This is a genomic window from Streptomyces sp. NPDC050121 (genome assembly GCF_044460385.1).
GTDB lineage: Bacteria > Actinomycetota > Actinomycetes > Streptomycetales > Streptomycetaceae > Streptomyces > Streptomyces soliscabiei.
Genome location: NZ_JBITJV010000005.1, coordinates 282017 through 297476, shown reverse-complemented (window position 1 = coordinate 297476; position 15460 = coordinate 282017). Strand labels below are relative to the sequence as shown.

Below are 15460 nucleotides of genomic sequence, written 5' to 3'. Positions count from 1 at the left end.
TGGTTACCGGACGTCTTCGCGCGTAGATAACGGCGATTAGTACCAGTTATGTCCGATCTGCCCTAACTAATCCCCGTCCGGGGGGCGTTACCCGCCGTCCGGATAACGGAACCCCTCTACCCGCATCACGTTTACGCATCCATTCACTGCCAAGTCTGGCAACAGATCGCCAAAGCGTTGAAGACTCCCGCTCCAGGGGACTTATCCCCTGCGTATTACGGACTGATCACGCCGCTACCGCGGCAAAGTGCGGGCCGGCTACCGCCGGTTGAGAGGGGTCCCTGCCAGATGACGGCACCATTGCACGAGCCGACCGCGGAAGCGGCCCCGAGCGCGGCCGAGGAAGCGGCGGTCGCCACCAGCGGCGCCAAGGCCGTTCAGGGCCGTTCCCTGGGCCGGATCGCCTGGGAGCGCCTCAAGCGGGACAAGCTGGCCCTCACGGGCGGCATCGTGGTGCTTTTCCTCGTCGTGATCGCGCTGCTCGCGCCGGTCATCACCGGGCTCCTGGACCAGGACCCGAACGAGTACCACGAGAACCTCATCGACCCGCTCTTCGGCACGCCCACGGGCTCCCTGGGCGGTGTCAGCGGCGACCATTTGCTCGGCGTCGAGCCGGTCAACGGCCGCGACATCTTCGCCCGCATCCTCTACGGCGCCCGGATCTCGCTGCTGGTCGGCTTCCTGTCCGCCGTGGTCGCCGTGATCCTCGGAACGGTGCTGGGCATCCTCGCCGGCTTCTTCGGCGGCTGGATCGACTCCCTGATCAGCCGGGTGATGGACGGTCTGCTGGCCTTCCCGCAGCTGCTGTTCATCATCGCGCTGGTCTCCGTCATGCCGAACCACATGCTGGGCCTCACCGGCTCCAGCGTGCGCGTCTTCGTGATGATCCTGGTCATCGGGTTCTTCGGCTGGCCCTACATCGGACGCGTGGTGCGCGGCCAGACGCTCTCGCTGCGTGAGCGCGAGTACGTCGAGGCCGCCCGGTCGCTGGGCGCGGGGCGGGTGTACATCCTGTTCAAGGAGCTGCTGCCCAACCTGGTCGCCCCGATCGTCGTCTACACGACGATGATGATCCCCACCAACATCCTCACCGAGGCGGCCCTCAGCTTCCTGGGCGTCGGCGTCAAGCCGCCCACCGCCTCGTGGGGACAGATGCTCTCGAGCGCGATCGACTACTACGAGTCCGACCCCATGTACATGGTGGTCCCCGGTGTGGCGATCTTCATCACCGTCCTGGCCTTCAACCTCTTCGGCGACGGCGTCCGGGACGCGCTGGACCCGAAGGCATCCCGCTGAACCGCTGACGCTCCGACGCACAGCACCCCAACCGTCCCGTGGCCTTCACACGGGGTCTCTCATCTATCCGGAGGATCCGAGATCGTGACTACCCAACGCACCTCAGGGCGGCGGAAGCAGGCATTTGCCGCTGCCGCCGCGGTCGCCGCGCTGCTGACCACGGCGGCGTGCGGCGGTGGCGGAGACGACGACAAGGGCTCGAGCACCGGCGCCGCCGGCTTCGACGCCGCGAACAACAAGGTCGCTCAGGCTTCGCTGGCCAAGAAGGGCGGCACGCTGAAGTTCGGCAGTGCCCAGGACGCCGACTCGTGGGACACCACGCGCGGTTACTACGGCATGATGTGGAACTTCGCCCGCTACTACAGCCGCCAGCTCGTCACGAACAAGGCGGAGCCGGGCAAGGCCGGCGCGGAGCTCACCCCGGACCTCGCCACGGGTCTCGCCAAGGTCTCCGCCGACGGCAAGACCTACACGTACACGCTGCGCGACGGCATCACGTGGGAGGACGGCAAGCCGATCACGTCCAAGGACGTGAAGTACGGCATCGAGCGCGTGTGGGCGCAGGACGTGCTGTCCGGCGGTCCGACGTACCTGAAGGACGTGCTGGACCCCAAGGGCGAGTACAAGGGCCCCTACAAGGACACGTCCGCGGACAAGCTGGGTCTGAAGGCCATCGAGACGCCGGACGACAAGACCATCGTCTTCAAGCTGCCGCAGGCCAACTCGGACTTCCAGGAGATGCTGGCGCTGATCTCGGCCTCCCCGGTCCGCCAGGACCAGGACACCAAGGCCAAGTACCAGCTGCACCCGTTCTCCTCCGGCCCGTACAAGTTCCAGTCGTACAGCCCCGGCAAGGAGCTGACCCTGGTGCGCAACACGTCCTGGAAGCAGGCCTCGGACCCGGTCCGCAAGGCCTACCCGGACAAGATCAACATCCAGTTCTTCTCGGACGCCAACCAGCTCGACCAGCGTCTGCTCAGCGGTGACCTGGACCTCGACCTGACCCAGACCGGCATGTCCCCGCAGGGCCGCACCACCGCCCTGAAGGAGCACAAGGCCAACCTGGACAACCCGGTCTCCGGCTACATCCGCTACGCGGTCTTCCCGCAGAGCGTGAAGCCGTTCGACAACATCGAGTGCCGCAAGGCCGTCATCTACGGCGCCGACCACGTGTCGCTGCAGACCGCCCGTGGCGGCCCGGTCGCCGGTGGCGACATCGGCACCAACATGCTGCCGCCGTCGGTCCCGGGCTCCGAGGGCCAGAAGTACGACCCGTACGAGATGGCCGGCGCCAACAAGAGCGGCAACGAGGCCAAGGCCAAGGAGGCCCTGAAGGCCTGCGGTCAGCCCAACGGCTTCAAGACCACCATCGCGGTCCGCAACAACAAGCCGGTCGAGGTGGCCACCGCCCAGTCCCTGCAGGCGTCGCTGAAGAAGATCGGCATCAACGCCGAGATCGACCAGTTCGACGGCTCGCAGACCACCGGCATCATCGGCAGCCCCTCGAACGTGCAGAAGAAGGGCTACGGCATCATCATCATGGGCTGGGGTCCGGACTTCCCGTCCGTCCAGGGCTTCGGTCTGCCGCTGTGGGACAGCAAGTACATCCAGCAGAGCGGTAACAACAACTACGCGCTCATCAAGGACAAGGCGATCGACGGTCTGTTCGACACCTACGTCACCACCCTGGACAACGCAGGCAAGGCCAAGGTCGCCACGGACATCAACCACAAGGTGATGGAGGGCGCGTACTACCTGCCCTTCGTCTTCGAGAAGTTCATCAACTGGCGCGGGGACAACCTGGCCAACGTCTACACGACCGACGGCTACAGCGGTCAGTACGACTTCGTGAACCTCGGTCTGAAGAACCCCCAGAAGTAAACCCGGCACACCCGCCGAACGGCACGAAAGGCAGGTGAAGGCCGGCGCAGCGTGATCGCGGGCCATCTGGGGGTACCTCCCACGTCCATAAGACAGTGGGGGAGACCGCAGGTGGCCCGCGGTCCGCGGCGGGCCGAGAGCTGTGCTCGCTTACCTCATCAGGCGGTTGTTCGCCGCCGCAGTGATGCTCGTGGCCATCATCATGGTGGTCTTCGGCATCTTCTTCCTCGTCCCCAAGTGGGCGGGCGTGGACATCGCATTGAGCTTCGTGGGCAAGCAGGCCGACCCTGCCGCCGTCGAGGGCGTGCGCCAGAAGCTGGGCCTGGGCGACCCGATCTACGCCCAGGTCTGGGAATTCTTCAAGGGCATCTTCGCCGGCCGTACCTACTCGGGCGGCGGAGACACCATCCACTGCGCCGCGCCCTGCTTCGGCTACTCCTTCCGCAGCGAGCAGGCCGTCTGGCCGGTGCTCACCGACCGCTTCCCGGTGACCCTGGGGCTCGCGCTCGGCGCCGCCGTGCTGTGGCTGATCTTCGGTGTCGCCGCGGGCGTGCTCTCCGCGCTCAAGCGGGGCACCCTGTGGGACCGCGGCGCGATGGTCGTCGCCCTGGCGGGTGTGTCGCTGCCCATCTACTTCACCGGCATGCTGAGCCTGGCGATCTTCGCCTTCGGGCTCAACTGGATCGACGCGCAGTACGTGCCACTGGAGGACAGCTTCTCCGGCTGGCTCGGCGGCATGATCCTGCCGTGGATCACCCTCGCCTTCCTGTACGCGGCGATGTACGCCCGGATCACCCGCGCCACCATGCTGGAGATCCTCGGCGAGGACTACATCCGCACCGCCCGGGCGAAGGGCCTCAAGGAGCAGACCGTCATCGGCAAGCACGCCATGCGCTCGACGATGACGCCCATCCTCACCATGCTCGGCATGGACCTCGGCGCCCTCATCGGCGGCGCGATCCTGACCGAGTCCACGTTCAACCTGCCCGGTCTCGGCCGGGCCGTGCTGGACGCCATCCGCAACCAGGACCTGCCCATCATCGTGGGCGTGACCCTGATCACTTCCCTCGCGGTGCTCGTCGCCAACCTCGTGGTGGACATCCTGTACGCCGTGATCGACCCCCGAGTGAGGCTCACGTGACCGAACTCAGCAAGAGCGGAGCGGCCGTGGGTGAGCCCACTCCCGCCACGCCCGCGCCGACGTCCTTCCTCGAAGTGCGCGACCTCAAGGTGCACTTCCCGACCGACGACGGCCTGGTCAAGTCCGTCGACGGGCTCAGCTTCCAGCTGGAGAAGGGCAAGACCCTCGGTATCGTGGGCGAGTCCGGCTCCGGCAAGTCGGTGACGTCGCTCGGCATCATGGGCCTGCACACCGCCGGCCAGTACGGCAAGCGCAAGGCCCAGATCTCCGGCGAGATCTGGCTGGACGGCACCGAGTTGCTGTCCGCCGACCCGGACCACGTGCGCAAACTGCGCGGCCGTCAGATGGCGATGATCTTCCAGGATCCGCTGTCGGCGCTGCACCCGTACTACACGATCGGTCAGCAGATCGTGGAGGCGTACCGGATCCACCACAACGTCGACAAGAAGACCGCCAAGCGCCGTGCGGTCGAGATGCTCGACCGGGTGGGCATCCCGCAGCCGGACAAGCGGGTCGACAGCTACCCGCACGAGTTCTCCGGCGGTATGCGCCAGCGCGCCATGATCGCGATGTCGCTGGTCAACAACCCCGAACTGCTGATCGCGGACGAGCCGACGACCGCCCTGGACGTGACCGTCCAGGCGCAGATCCTCGACCTCATCCGCGACCTGCAGAAGGAGTTCGGCTCCGCGGTCATCGTCATCACCCACGACCTGGGCGTCGTCGCCGAACTCGCCGACGACATCCTGGTGATGTACGGCGGCCGCTGTGTCGAGCGGGGCCCGGCCGAGAAGGTGTTCTACGAGCCCCGGCACCCCTACACCTGGGGTCTGCTCGGCTCGATGCCGCGCCTGGACCGTGAGCAGCAGGAGCGCCTGATCCCGGTCAAGGGCTCCCCGCCCTCGCTGATCAACATCCCGTCCGGCTGCGCCTTCAACCCGCGCTGCCCGTACGCGGACCTCCCGAAGGACAACGTCACCCGCACGGTCCGTCCGGAGCTGGCCGAGGTCGGCAGCCGGCACTGGGCCGCCTGCCACCTGGGCAAGGAGCAGCGGGAGCGTATCTGGACCGAAGAGATTGCGCCGAAGCTGTGAGTGACGACGAGAAAGCGGTGACCATTCCCGCACAGGCCGACGGCTCCACGGAGCAGGGCGCGACCCTCACCGAGGACGCCGCCCCCGGCGAGGTGCTGCTGAAGGTCAGTGGACTGCAGAAGCACTTCCCGATCAAGAAGGGCCTGCTTCAGCGGCAGGTCGGGGCGGTGCACGCGGTCGACGGCATCGACTTCGAGGTCCGCTCCGGCGAGACGCTCGGCGTCGTGGGCGAGTCCGGCTGTGGCAAGTCGACGATGGGCCGGCTGATCACCCGGCTGCTCGAACCGACCGGCGGCAAGGTCGAGTTCCAGGGCAAGGACATCACCCACCTCGGCGTGAACGGCATGCGTCCGCTGCGCCGCGACGTGCAGATGATCTTCCAGGACCCGTACTCGTCGCTGAACCCGCGCCACACCATCGGCACGATCGTCGGCGCTCCCTTCAAGCTGCAGGGCGTGACGCCCGAGGGCGGCGTCAAGAAGGAAGTGCAGCGGCTGCTGTCGGTCGTGGGTCTCAACCCCGAGCACTACAACCGCTACCCGCACGAGTTCTCCGGCGGTCAGCGCCAGCGCATCGGCATCGCCCGCGCGCTCGCGCTGAACCCGAAGCTGGTCGTGGCGGACGAGCCGGTCTCGGCCCTGGACGTGTCGATCCAGGCCCAGGTCGTGAACCTGCTGGACGACCTCCAGGAGGAGCTCGGCCTCACGTACGTGATCATCGCGCACGACCTCTCGGTGGTCCGGCACGTCTCGGACCGTATCGCGGTGATGTACCTCGGCAAGATCGTGGAGCTGGCCGACCGCGACCTGCTCTACAAGTCGCCGATGCACCCGTACACCAAGGCGCTGATGTCGGCGGTGCCGATCCCGGACCCTCGGCGCAAGAACGCCAAGAGCGAGCGGATCCTGCTCAAGGGCGATGTGCCCTCGCCGATCTCGCCGCCGAGCGGCTGCCGCTTCCACACCCGGTGCTGGAAGGCGACGGAGGTCTGCAAGACCAAGGAGCCGGCGCTCGTCGAGCTGCGGCCCGGCCAGCAGGTGGCCTGCCACCACCCGGAGAACTTCGCGGACCAGGCTCCGCAGGACACCGTCCTGCTGACGGTCGCGAAGGAGGCGGCGGAGCTGGTGGCCGACGAGGTCCTCGCGGAGTCCGCGGAGACCTCGGCGGCGGTGGCGGCGGAGGTCGCGGAGTCCGCGGAGGCGGAGGCGGCTGCCGAGGAGACGTCCTCTCCCGAGGCGGCGTCTGCCACCGAGGAGGCTGCCGAAGAGCCGTCTGCCACCGAGGAGACGTCCTCTCCGAAGGCGGCGTCTTCTGCCGAGGAGGCTGCCGAAGAGCCGTCTCCTGGCGAGGAGGCTTCCGAGCCGGCCGGGACCGCGAAGGCCGAAGGCCAGGAGTCAACCGACAAGTAACGCATGACAAGTTGGCAAAGTCATGTACATGATTGAACGGGGGAGTCCAGAGTCATCCGTGTCCGACTTATCGGTACACGTTCGAAAGGGATGACCCATGAGACTCTCCCGTTCGTCACGCTTAGGAGCCGTCGCTACAGCGGCGGCTTCCTTCTTCGCCATCGCCGCGTCCTCCGCTCCCACCCCCGGAGCGGCCGGCATCGGCGACTCGTACTTCCCCCAGCTCGGCAACGGCGGCTTCGACGCCCGCCACTACGACCTCGCCATCGCCTACAACCCCGACACCGACCGCCTCGACGGCCGTACGACGATCACCGCGCGGGCCGGCCAGAACCTCTCGTCCTTCGATCTGGACCTGCAGAAACTGGAGGTCACCCGGGTCGAAGTGGACGGCAAGCGGGCGCGGTTCACCCGCGACGGCGACGAGATCCGCATCACCTCGCGCGAAGCGATCCGCAAGGGAGCGACCTTCGAGGTGGCCGTCACCTACGGCGGCGTCCCCGAACCGCTCGGCGGCCCCATCGTCTTCGGCTCCGACTACGGCTGGATGAAGACCGCCGACGGCGTCTTCGTCGCCTGCGAGCCCAACGCCGCCTCCACCTGGTTCCCGTCCAGCGACCACCCCTCGGACAAGGCCACCTACGACATCCGCGTCAAGGCGCCGAAGGGCCTGACCGCCGTCTCCAACGGCCGGCTGGTCTCGACGTACGACAAGGGCGGCTCGACGTACACGCACTGGCGCGAGACGAAGCCGATGGCGAGCTACCTCGCGACCGCCACGATCGGGAAGTTCGACGTGAAGACCGGGACGACGCCCGGCGGCACCCCGATCTACGTCGCGATCGACCCGGTGCTCGCGAACGGCAACAACGTCGACGTGTACGGCGTCACCGCGGCCGCCACCGACTACTGGTCGCAGGTCTTCGGCCCGTACCCCTTCGAGGAGACCGGCGCGATCGTCGACGACATGCCGCAGGCCGGGTTCTCGCTGGAGGTGCAGTCCAAGCCGGTGTACTCGGCCGTCCGCAACGAGTCGACGATCGTGCACGAGCTGGCCCACCAGTGGTTCGGCGACTCGGTCTCGGTGGCGCACTGGAAGGACATCTGGCTCAACGAGGGCTTCGCCACCTACGCCCAGTGGCTGTGGGCCGAGCACCAGGGCACCCGCTCGGCGCACGACTCCTTCCTGGCCGGCTACAACTCCCGCCCCGCCGACAACGCCTTCTGGCAGATCACCGTCGGTGACCCGCAGCGCGACACCATGTTCGCCTCCGCGGTCTACCAGCGCGGCGCGATGACCCTCCAGGTGCTGCGCGAGCGCATCGGCGACGCCGCCTTCTTCAAACTGCTCCCCGCCTGGACCAAGCTGCACCGCTACGGCAACGCGGCCACGGACGACTTCGTCCGCCTCGCCGAGCGGATCTCCGGGCAGCAGCTCGACGATCTTTTCCAGACCTGGCTCTTCACCACAGGGAAACCCACCCTGTGACGCCGTATGGCCTGGGTTTGTAAGGTTCACAGTCGCTGCTGGGTGACAATGTAAGGGTGATCCAGCAGATCTTCAGTCCCTCCGTCCAGCACACGCTCGATGTCGTCGGCATCTTCGTGTTCGCCATCTCCGGCGCGCTGCTGGCCGTCCGCAAGAACTTCGACGTGTTCGGCATCGCCATGCTCGCCGAGGTCACCGCGCTGGGCGGAGGGCTGTTCCGGGACCTGGTCATCGGGGCCGTGCCCCCGGCGGCCTTCACCGACCTGGGGTACTTCCTCACGCCGCTGTTCGCCGCCCTGCTGGTCGTCTTTCTCCACCCGCAGGTGGAGCGCATCCAGACCGGCGTGAACGTCTTCGACGCGGCAGGACTCGGCCTGTTCTGCGTCACCGGCACGACGAAGGCGTATGCCCACGGGCTCGGCCTCACCGCCTCGGCCACCCTGGGGCTCGCGACCGCCGTCGGCGGCGGCGTGCTGCGCGACGTGCTGGCCAACGAGGTGCCGTCACTGCTGCGCTGGGACCGCGATCTCTACGCGGTCCCGGCGATCGTCGGCGCCACCATGGTGGTGCTCTGCATCCGTTACGACGTGTTCACCCCGTTGGCCAGCGGTCTGGCCGCCGTCACCGCTTTCGTCCTGCGGCTTCTGGCGATGCGTTACCACTGGCGAGCGCCTCGCGCTTGGAATCGGCGTTCGACGGTGCGTGAGGAGTAGTCCCGGCGGTGGCGAGCCCGTGCTGGTTGAGCTGCGTCGTCAGCCATTTGAACGCCGGCACCACCTGCGGCCGCCACAACGCCATGGTGTGGCCGCCCGCGTTCTTCGGGATGTAGATCACCTTCACGGTGGTCGGCGCCTTCGCCACCTTCTGCAGGGCGAGGCCCGCCTGGTAGCCGTCGTTCGGCTCGCCGGATACGTAGAGCGCCACGGCCGGCGGGGCGGTCGCCTTGCGGAGCATCAGGTACGGGTTGGTGGACTTGCGCAGCGCCGGGTCCTGGGCGGTGAGCGAGTTGGGCTCGCCGATGGGGTCGTTGTAGCCGGACAGGCTGACCGCGGCCCGGTAGCGGTTGGGGTGGGCGATGGCGAGCTTGACCGCGCAGTGCGCGCCGGCCGAGTAGCCGGCGACAGCCCAGCCCTTGGGGGCCGGCTGGGCCCGGAAGTTGTCCGTGACCATCTTCGGCACGTCGATGCTCAGCCAGCTGTCGGCGTTGACGGTGCCCGCCACGTTGGCGCAGCCGGTGTCGACGCCGGGCAGCAGCGTGGTGCGCGGTGCGATCAGGATGAACGGCGCGACCTTGCCCTTGCGCATCAGCGGCTCCAGCTGCGTGGCCACGTGCATCGACCCGAACCAGGACTTCGCCGAGCCCGGGTAGCCCGGCAGCAGCTCCACGACGGGGAAGGCCTTCTTCGCGTACGCGGGCTGGTTGTACTGCGGGGGCAGCCAGACGTAGACCTCGGCGTTGATGCCGGAGACACGGCCCTTGAGCTGGGTGACGCGCACCCCGTGCAGGCCCGGACCCTGGGCCTCGCTGAATTTCTGCGCGACCTTGGGCAGCTTGTCCAGCGCGATGCCGCCGGTGCCGTCGGCACCCAGGTCGGCGGCCTGCGCCACATGGTTGCCCGTGCCCAGGAGGTCGTCCCAGGTGTCGTACAGGTTGTTGCTGTTGTTGACGAGCACGAAGACCAGGGCGATGGCCGTGCCCTGAGCGAACATCAGCATCAGCACCCGGGCGAAGGCCCGCAGGATCAGCGGTCCGCGCAGCCGCGACCACAGCAGCAGTGGCACTGCGACGGCAACGACGGACAACGCGATCAAGGTGAAGAGGAACGGAGTCCCGGTGAGGCTCATGTCCTTGCAGAGGGAAAAAACGCCGTCGAGGTTACGGACGAGTTCGGACACTTACCAAGAAATTGCGGAACTCTCAAGAGAGTCTCGTCCTCCCCTGCCTGCGATGCAGCCCGTAGCAGCCTCGCAACCTGGGAAAGCTACCGCTTAGTAATCACCTGTTGTACCGTTCAGCCATGCCAGAAGCAGCTACCGCGGCCGCCCGGCGGGCCGTCATCGGCGACAGTGAGTTCGACCGCGACACCGCGCTCACCCCGCGAGCGCCGGGCGTCTACGACATCGACCTCTCGGCCGGCTGGACGATCATCAGCGCGGTCAACGGCGGCTACCTCCTCGCCGTCCTGGGCCGCGCCCTCGCGGACGCCCTGCCGCACCGCGACCCCTTCACGATCTCGGCGCACTACCTCACCGCCTCCCGGCCCGGCCCCGCGGTCGTCCGCACGGACGTCGTCCGCACCGGCCGCACCCTGTCCACCGGCCAGGCCTCGCTCTTCCAGTACGACGAGGACGGCGCCGAGGTCGAGCGGATCCGCGTCCTCGCCTCCTACGGCGACCTGGACACCCTCCCGGACGACGTCCGCACGACGGCGAAGCCGCCGGTGATCCCGCCGATGGAGCAGTGCTTCGGCCCCGAGGACGGACCGGCCCCCGTCGACGGCAGCTCCGCCATCGCCGACCGGCTGATGCTCAAGCTCGACCCGTCCACCCTCGGCTGGGCGCTCGGAGCGCCCTCCGGCAACGGCGAGATGCGGGCCTGGTTCGGCCTCAAGGACGGCCGTGACCCCGACCCGCTCTCCCTCCTCCTCGCCGTGGACGCCCTGCCGCCCACCGCCTTCGAGATCGGCCTGCGCGGCTGGGTCCCCACGGTCGAGCTGACGGTCCACGTCCGCTGCCGTCCGGCCCCCGGCCCGCTGCGCGTCTCCATCACCACCCGCAACCTCGCGGGCGGCTTCCTGGAGGAGGACGCCGAGGTCTGGGACAGCACGGACCGACTGGTCGCGCAGTCCCGGCAACTGGCGCGCGTCAGGCTCGGTTGAGGGTTGAGGGTTGAGGGTTGAGGGTTGAGGGGTGAGGGGTGGGGGTTGAAGGCTGCGGTTGAGGGCTGCCTCTGTCACGGAGCTGTACCAGCGCACGCGCCGGGCGTCGAGATGAACTCCCAGGTCACAGCGGTTGCTTGAGGGGTGCTTTACCTGATTGACAGGCAGGGGACAGAGGGGGCTCAAGGAAGCCCTAAGCGCCGTTGGTTGAGTTCCCGCCTCAGGTTGTCCTCATCTTCCCTGGAGCTGTCTCTCATGAAGCGTGCGCTGATGCCCGTCCGTCTCGTCCCCGCGGTGGCGCTGCTGGCGCTCTCCCCGCTCGTCCTGGCGGCCTGCGGCTCGGGCGACTCCTCCTCCACGAACAGCGGCACGTCCGGTGGGCAGTCCTGCCAGGCGCCGTCCGGCAATCCCTCGGGCAGCGGCGCCCCCTCGGGAGCTCCTTCGGGCGCGCCGAGCGGTGCGGCCGGCGGCGCTCCTTCGGGGCGGCCGACGGGTACCCCGACCGGCACGCCGACCGGTGTCCCGTCCGGCGCTCCGAGCGGCGGCCCCGGCGGTGGCGGTCAGGGCGGTCCGGGTGGCGGCCAGGGCGGCGGCGGGTGCGGCGGGCCGGGCGGCGGCCAGGGGCAGCCGGCCCAGCCGGCCCAGCCGGCCCAGCCGGCCCAGCCGGCCCAGCAGCAGGGCTGATCGGCAGATCACCCACGGGGGCGGCGCACTCGGGGACTGCACGAACGAATGCGCCGCCCCTGTGTCTGCCTGTCGGGGCTGTCGGGGCTGTCGGGGCTGTCGGGGCTGTCGGGGCTGTCGGGGTGCCTGCCGGAGTGACTGTCGGGCGTTTCAGTCCAGCCAGTGGTGGCGGCCGATGCTGATGAGCCGCATCTGACGGGTCGCGAGCCGGCTGACCCGCTCCCGGTCCTCCGGCGAGGCCTCCAGGGCCTCCAGGAACAGCGAGGCCGTGATGAGCATCTGGTCGACATAGAGGTGCGAGAGCATCAGCAGATCGTCGTCGCTCCAGCCCTCCGCCTCGGCGTCCTTGGCCAGCTCGGCCCTCACCTCCTCGGCGAACCGGCCCAGTTGCTCCCGTATCGCCTCCCGCACCGGCTGGACCCCGCCGTGCCGCTCGCGGGCGATGAAACGGACGTGCGCGGGGTACGCGCTCACATGGCCCGCGATCAACTCGACAGCGCGTGTGATGCGTTCCTCGCTGCTGTCGGCCGCGGTCACCGTGGTTCGGATCATCGGGTGCAGGCTGCCCAGCGCCTCCTCGACGAGGGCGACGCCCAGGTCCTCGGTGGAGCGGAAGTGCCGGTAGAAGGCGGTGGGGGCGACACCGACGGCACGGGTGACCTCACGCAGGCCCAGGCTGCTCAGGCTCTGCTCCTCCAGTAGCCCCAAGGCCGCGTCCAGCAGCGCCTGCCGGGTCTTCTGCTTCTGGGCCTGCCTGATGCCGAAGGTGTGACTCATGTCATCCAGTTAACAACTGTTCTCCGGAATTGGAAAGTCGTGGGACGCGCTAGACTCTAAGTCAGTGAACAACTGTTACTACAAATGTTCACCCAAAATTTACGGAGGGGGATCCGATCCCATGCTGTTCCTGGTTGCCGCACTGCTGCTGTTCGGCGTCGTCATGGGCGCCATCGCCCACGCGCCGTTCACCTTCACCCTCGTCGCCGCCACCGTGATCGCCGCCTGGCTCGGCATCTTCGCGCTCCGTGAGCGCCACGGCCGCCGCCGGCAGACCTCGACCCACTGACCCACAGGAGCTCTGAACAACCATGCAACTCACCGCCCCGGCCACGAGCCGCACCGGTGTCCGGGACGCCGACGGAATGGCCGTCGCGTCCTTCATCCTGGGCCTCCTGGGCCTGCTCGTCCTCAACGTCTTCCTCGGCCCGATCGCCATCGTCCTGGCGGCCGTCGCCCTCTGGCGGGGCACGGCCCGCCGCGGCCGCGCCTACCTCGGCCTGACCCTGGGCATCGCCGACCTCGTGGTCCTGGTGGCCTTCATGCAGGCGGACTCGACGATCTCCTGGAGCTTCTGACTGCTTCTGACTCTTCTGACTGCCGACAGCGCCGGGTGTCTCGGTGCACCTGGCAGTGAGGCCGACGGTCCGGGCCCGTAGAATCGGCGCCACCATGGCATACCTCGACCACGCCGCGACCACCCCGATGCTCCCCGAGGCGGTCGAGGCACTCACCGCGCACCTGAGCATCACCGGTAACGCCTCCTCCCTCCACGCGGCCGGCCGACAGGCCCGCCGTACGGTCGAGGAAGCCCGTGAGACCCTCGCGGAAGCGCTCGGCGCCCGCCCCAGCGAGGTCGTCCTCACCTCCGGCGGCACCGAGGCCGACAACCTCGCGGTCAAGGGCCTGTACTGGTCCCGCCGTGACGCCGACCCGGCCCGCACCCGAGTCCTGGCCAGCCCCGTCGAGCACCACGCGGTCCTCGACGCCGTGCACTGGCTCGGTGAACACGAGGGCGCCACGGTCGAGTACCTGCCGGTCGACTCCTACGGCCGGGTCCACCCCGAAGCGCTCCGCGAAGCGATCGCCCGTAACCCCGACGACGTCGCCCTCGCCACCGTCATGTGGGCGAACAACGAGATCGGCACGGTCATGCCGGTCCGCGAACTCGCGGACGTGGCAGCCGAGTTCGACGTCCCGTTGCACGCCGACGCCGTCCAGGCCTTCGGCCAGGTCCCCGTCTCCTTCACCGACTCCGGCCTCGCCGCGATGACGGTCTCCGGTCACAAGATCGGCGGCCCGTACGGCATCGGCGCCCTCCTCCTGGGCCGCGAGTACACCCCCGTCCCCGTCCTGCACGGCGGCGGCCAGGAGCGCCACGTCCGCTCCGGCACCCTCGACGTCCCCGCGATCGCCTCCTTCTCGGTCGCCGGACGCCTCGCCGCAGAGCAGCGCGAGTGGTTCGCCGGCGAGATCGGCGCCCTGCGCGACGCCCTGATCGACGCGGTCCGTACGGCCGTCCCGGACGCGATCCTCGGCGGCGACCCCGTGGACCGCCTCCCGGCCAACGCCCACTTCACCTTCCCCGGCTGCGAGGGCGACTCCCTGCTGTTGCTGCTCGACGCCCAGGGCATCGAGTGCTCCACCGGCTCCGCCTGCACCGCCGGCGTCGCCCAGCCCAGCCACGTCCTGCTCGCCACCGGCACCGATCCCGACCTGGCCCGCGGCACCCTGCGCTTCTCCCTCGGCCACACCTCCACCGAGGCCGACGTCGAGGCCGTCGCCAAGGCCATCGGCCCGGCGGTGGAACGGGCTCGCGCGGCGGGACTGACGTAACCCGCACCCCTGGCGTGGATCGCCGGGCAGGGGCTGCCGCTGCGGTTCGGCAGCGCCCTGAAGGGCCGCAGGGCGCTGACACCGTGCGGCTCCGCCGCGGGGCGCGACCGGCCACGACGTCGCCGCGGACGATCACCGGCCCGTCGCGGCCCCGCCGCAAGGCGCAGGTCATCTTCGGGGCGGGACGCACAGGACGGCTGACGCGCGGCAGCCGTTCACGAATATTGGATGCCTGTGACCTGTGTCACGCTGTCGCCGCCGGGTGGGCGGCAGCGGTGTGCGCCGCCCGCACGAGGCGCAGATACCGGTCCCAGTCCCAGTGCTCGCCGGGGTCGGTGTGGTCCGTGCCCGGCACCTCCACGTGCCCGATGATGTGCTCGCGGTCGACGGGTATGTCGTAGCGCCGGCAGATCGCGGCCGTCAGCCGCGCGGAGGCGGCGTACATGGCGTCGGTGAAGTCCTCCGGCCGGTCCACGAAGCCCTCGTGCTCGATGCCGACACTGCGCTCGTTGTACGCGCGGTTGCCCGCGTGGTACGCCACGTCCAGCTCGCGGACCATCTGCGTGACGTGCCCGTCCTGGGCGACGATGTAGTGCGCGGCCGCCTTGTGCCCCGGGTCCTCGAACGCCTTCACCGCGCTCGCGAGATCGCCCTGCGTGACATGGACGACGACCATGTCGATCCCGTAGTCGTCCGGCCGGTCCGCCCAGCGGAAGTTCGCCTCCGACGCCGCCGCCCACCGCGCGCCCACGAAGTCGACGGCCCCCTCCACCCGCTTCCTGCGCACCCCCGGCAGCCGCCAGTACAGCCGCGCCAGCTCCTCACGCGCCAACACCCCGGTGCCGACGGCCGCCACCGCGCCGCCGATCAGCAGCGCGCGCCGCCCGATCCGCCGGTCGGAATCGCTGTTCTTCTCCCCCATGTCCGCGCCCTTCCTCGCCCCTCGTGATCGTCAACGGATATGCGCGGGATCC

At 69.0% G+C, this 15460-nt stretch carries 15 protein-coding genes; 12 read left to right on the top strand and 3 right to left on the bottom strand.

All coding sequences use genetic code 11. The features are described 5' to 3' along the window. Positions 1 to 288: 288 nt before the first annotated feature. From ACIBTS_RS10965 to ACIBTS_RS10935, 7 genes are all read left to right on the top strand, one after another. Positions 289 to 1296 carry an ABC transporter permease gene (locus tag ACIBTS_RS10965; RefSeq protein WP_079659348.1) on the top strand — a complete coding sequence of 336 codons (1008 nt, stop codon included), beginning with the start codon at positions 289 to 291 and terminating at the stop codon, positions 1294 to 1296. A gap of 84 nt (positions 1297 to 1380) precedes the next feature. After that, positions 1381 to 3177, top strand: a complete 1797-nt coding sequence (locus ACIBTS_RS10960; RefSeq protein ID WP_399318331.1) for an ABC transporter substrate-binding protein — start codon at positions 1381 to 1383, stop codon at positions 3175 to 3177. A gap of 142 nt (positions 3178 to 3319) precedes the next feature. Beyond that, the gene (locus ACIBTS_RS10955) at positions 3320 to 4318 is read left to right on the top strand and encodes an ABC transporter permease (protein ID WP_399318329.1); all 999 of its coding nucleotides are present in this window, start codon (positions 3320 to 3322) and stop codon (positions 4316 to 4318) included. Next, positions 4315 to 5412, top strand: a complete 1098-nt coding sequence (locus ACIBTS_RS10950) for an ABC transporter ATP-binding protein (protein ID WP_319341284.1) — start codon at positions 4315 to 4317, stop codon at positions 5410 to 5412. The genes ACIBTS_RS10955 and ACIBTS_RS10950 overlap by 4 nt, the downstream gene beginning before the upstream one ends. A gap of 17 nt (positions 5413 to 5429) precedes the next feature. Then, positions 5430 to 6821 (top strand): ABC transporter ATP-binding protein, encoded by a 1392-nt coding sequence (locus ACIBTS_RS10945; protein ID WP_399318326.1) that lies wholly within the window; start codon positions 5430 to 5432, stop codon positions 6819 to 6821. Positions 6822 to 6918: 97 nt separating this feature from the next. Then, positions 6919 to 8310: a M1 family metallopeptidase gene (locus ACIBTS_RS10940; protein WP_399318324.1), complete on the top strand. Its 1392-nt coding sequence runs from the start codon at positions 6919 to 6921 to the stop codon at positions 8308 to 8310. Between the two features lie 56 nt (positions 8311 to 8366). Then, complete coding sequence (locus ACIBTS_RS10935; RefSeq protein ID WP_399318322.1) at positions 8367 to 9023, top strand: trimeric intracellular cation channel family protein; 657 nt, start codon at positions 8367 to 8369, stop codon at positions 9021 to 9023. Here ACIBTS_RS10935 and ACIBTS_RS10930 read toward each other — a convergent pair. Continuing rightward, positions 8932 to 10155 carry an alpha/beta hydrolase gene (locus ACIBTS_RS10930; protein WP_399318320.1) on the bottom strand — a complete coding sequence of 408 codons (1224 nt, stop codon included), beginning with the start codon at positions 10153 to 10155 and terminating at the stop codon, positions 8932 to 8934. The two genes, ACIBTS_RS10935 and ACIBTS_RS10930, sit on opposite strands and share 92 nt — an antisense overlap. Positions 10156 to 10328: 173 nt before the next feature. Between ACIBTS_RS10930 and ACIBTS_RS10925 the strand changes: the two genes are divergently transcribed. After that, the gene (locus ACIBTS_RS10925; protein ID WP_399318318.1) at positions 10329 to 11189 is read left to right on the top strand and encodes a thioesterase family protein; all 861 of its coding nucleotides are present in this window, start codon (positions 10329 to 10331) and stop codon (positions 11187 to 11189) included. 255 nt (positions 11190 to 11444) lie between these two features. After that, on the top strand, positions 11445 to 11873 hold the full coding sequence (locus ACIBTS_RS10920; RefSeq protein WP_399318316.1) for a hypothetical protein: 429 nt from the start codon (positions 11445 to 11447) through the stop codon (positions 11871 to 11873). 150 nt (positions 11874 to 12023) lie between these two features. Here the strand turns inward: ACIBTS_RS10920 and ACIBTS_RS10915 are convergent, their stop codons facing one another. After that, on the bottom strand, positions 12024 to 12650 hold the full coding sequence (locus ACIBTS_RS10915; RefSeq protein WP_399318314.1) for a TetR family transcriptional regulator: 627 nt from the start codon (positions 12648 to 12650) through the stop codon (positions 12024 to 12026). A gap of 121 nt (positions 12651 to 12771) precedes the next feature. Between ACIBTS_RS10915 and ACIBTS_RS10910 the strand changes: the two genes are divergently transcribed. From ACIBTS_RS10910 to ACIBTS_RS10900, 3 genes are all read left to right on the top strand, one after another. Then, positions 12772 to 12939 carry a hypothetical protein gene (locus tag ACIBTS_RS10910; RefSeq protein ID WP_319672333.1) on the top strand — a complete coding sequence of 56 codons (168 nt, stop codon included), beginning with the start codon at positions 12772 to 12774 and terminating at the stop codon, positions 12937 to 12939. Positions 12940 to 12961: 22 nt separating this feature from the next. Then, positions 12962 to 13228 carry a DUF4190 domain-containing protein gene (locus tag ACIBTS_RS10905; RefSeq protein WP_399318312.1) on the top strand — a complete coding sequence of 89 codons (267 nt, stop codon included), beginning with the start codon at positions 12962 to 12964 and terminating at the stop codon, positions 13226 to 13228. 94 nt (positions 13229 to 13322) lie between these two features. After that, positions 13323 to 14486 carry a cysteine desulfurase family protein gene (locus ACIBTS_RS10900; RefSeq protein ID WP_399318310.1) on the top strand — a complete coding sequence of 388 codons (1164 nt, stop codon included), beginning with the start codon at positions 13323 to 13325 and terminating at the stop codon, positions 14484 to 14486. A 244-nt stretch (positions 14487 to 14730) separates the two neighbouring features. On the opposite strand, the gene ACIBTS_RS10895 is transcribed toward ACIBTS_RS10900, so the two are convergent. Then, a complete protein-coding gene (locus ACIBTS_RS10895) occupies positions 14731 to 15408 on the bottom strand; it encodes an N-acetylmuramoyl-L-alanine amidase (RefSeq protein ID WP_399318308.1) in 678 nt (225 codons plus the stop codon). Positions 15409 to 15460 lie beyond the last annotated feature (52 nt).

Coding starts and splice junctions, on each gene's coding strand:
- ACIBTS_RS10910 (WP_319672333.1), top strand. CDS start 12,772: ATGCTGTTCCTGGTTGCCGCACTGCTGCTGTTCGGCGTCGTCATGGGC.
- ACIBTS_RS10940 (WP_399318324.1), top strand. CDS start 6,919: ATGAGACTCTCCCGTTCGTCACGCTTAGGAGCCGTCGCTACAGCGGCG.
- ACIBTS_RS10925 (WP_399318318.1), top strand. CDS start 10,329: ATGCCAGAAGCAGCTACCGCGGCCGCCCGGCGGGCCGTCATCGGCGAC.
- ACIBTS_RS10915 (WP_399318314.1), bottom strand. CDS start 12,650: ATGAGTCACACCTTCGGCATCAGGCAGGCCCAGAAGCAGAAGACCCGG.
- ACIBTS_RS10900 (WP_399318310.1), top strand. CDS start 13,323: ATGGCATACCTCGACCACGCCGCGACCACCCCGATGCTCCCCGAGGCG.
- ACIBTS_RS10930 (WP_399318320.1), bottom strand. CDS start 10,155: ATGAGCCTCACCGGGACTCCGTTCCTCTTCACCTTGATCGCGTTGTCC.
- ACIBTS_RS10895 (WP_399318308.1), bottom strand. CDS start 15,408: ATGGGGGAGAAGAACAGCGATTCCGACCGGCGGATCGGGCGGCGCGCG.
- ACIBTS_RS10920 (WP_399318316.1), top strand. CDS start 11,445: ATGAAGCGTGCGCTGATGCCCGTCCGTCTCGTCCCCGCGGTGGCGCTG.
- ACIBTS_RS10905 (WP_399318312.1), top strand. CDS start 12,962: ATGCAACTCACCGCCCCGGCCACGAGCCGCACCGGTGTCCGGGACGCC.
- ACIBTS_RS10965 (WP_079659348.1), top strand. CDS start 289: ATGACGGCACCATTGCACGAGCCGACCGCGGAAGCGGCCCCGAGCGCG.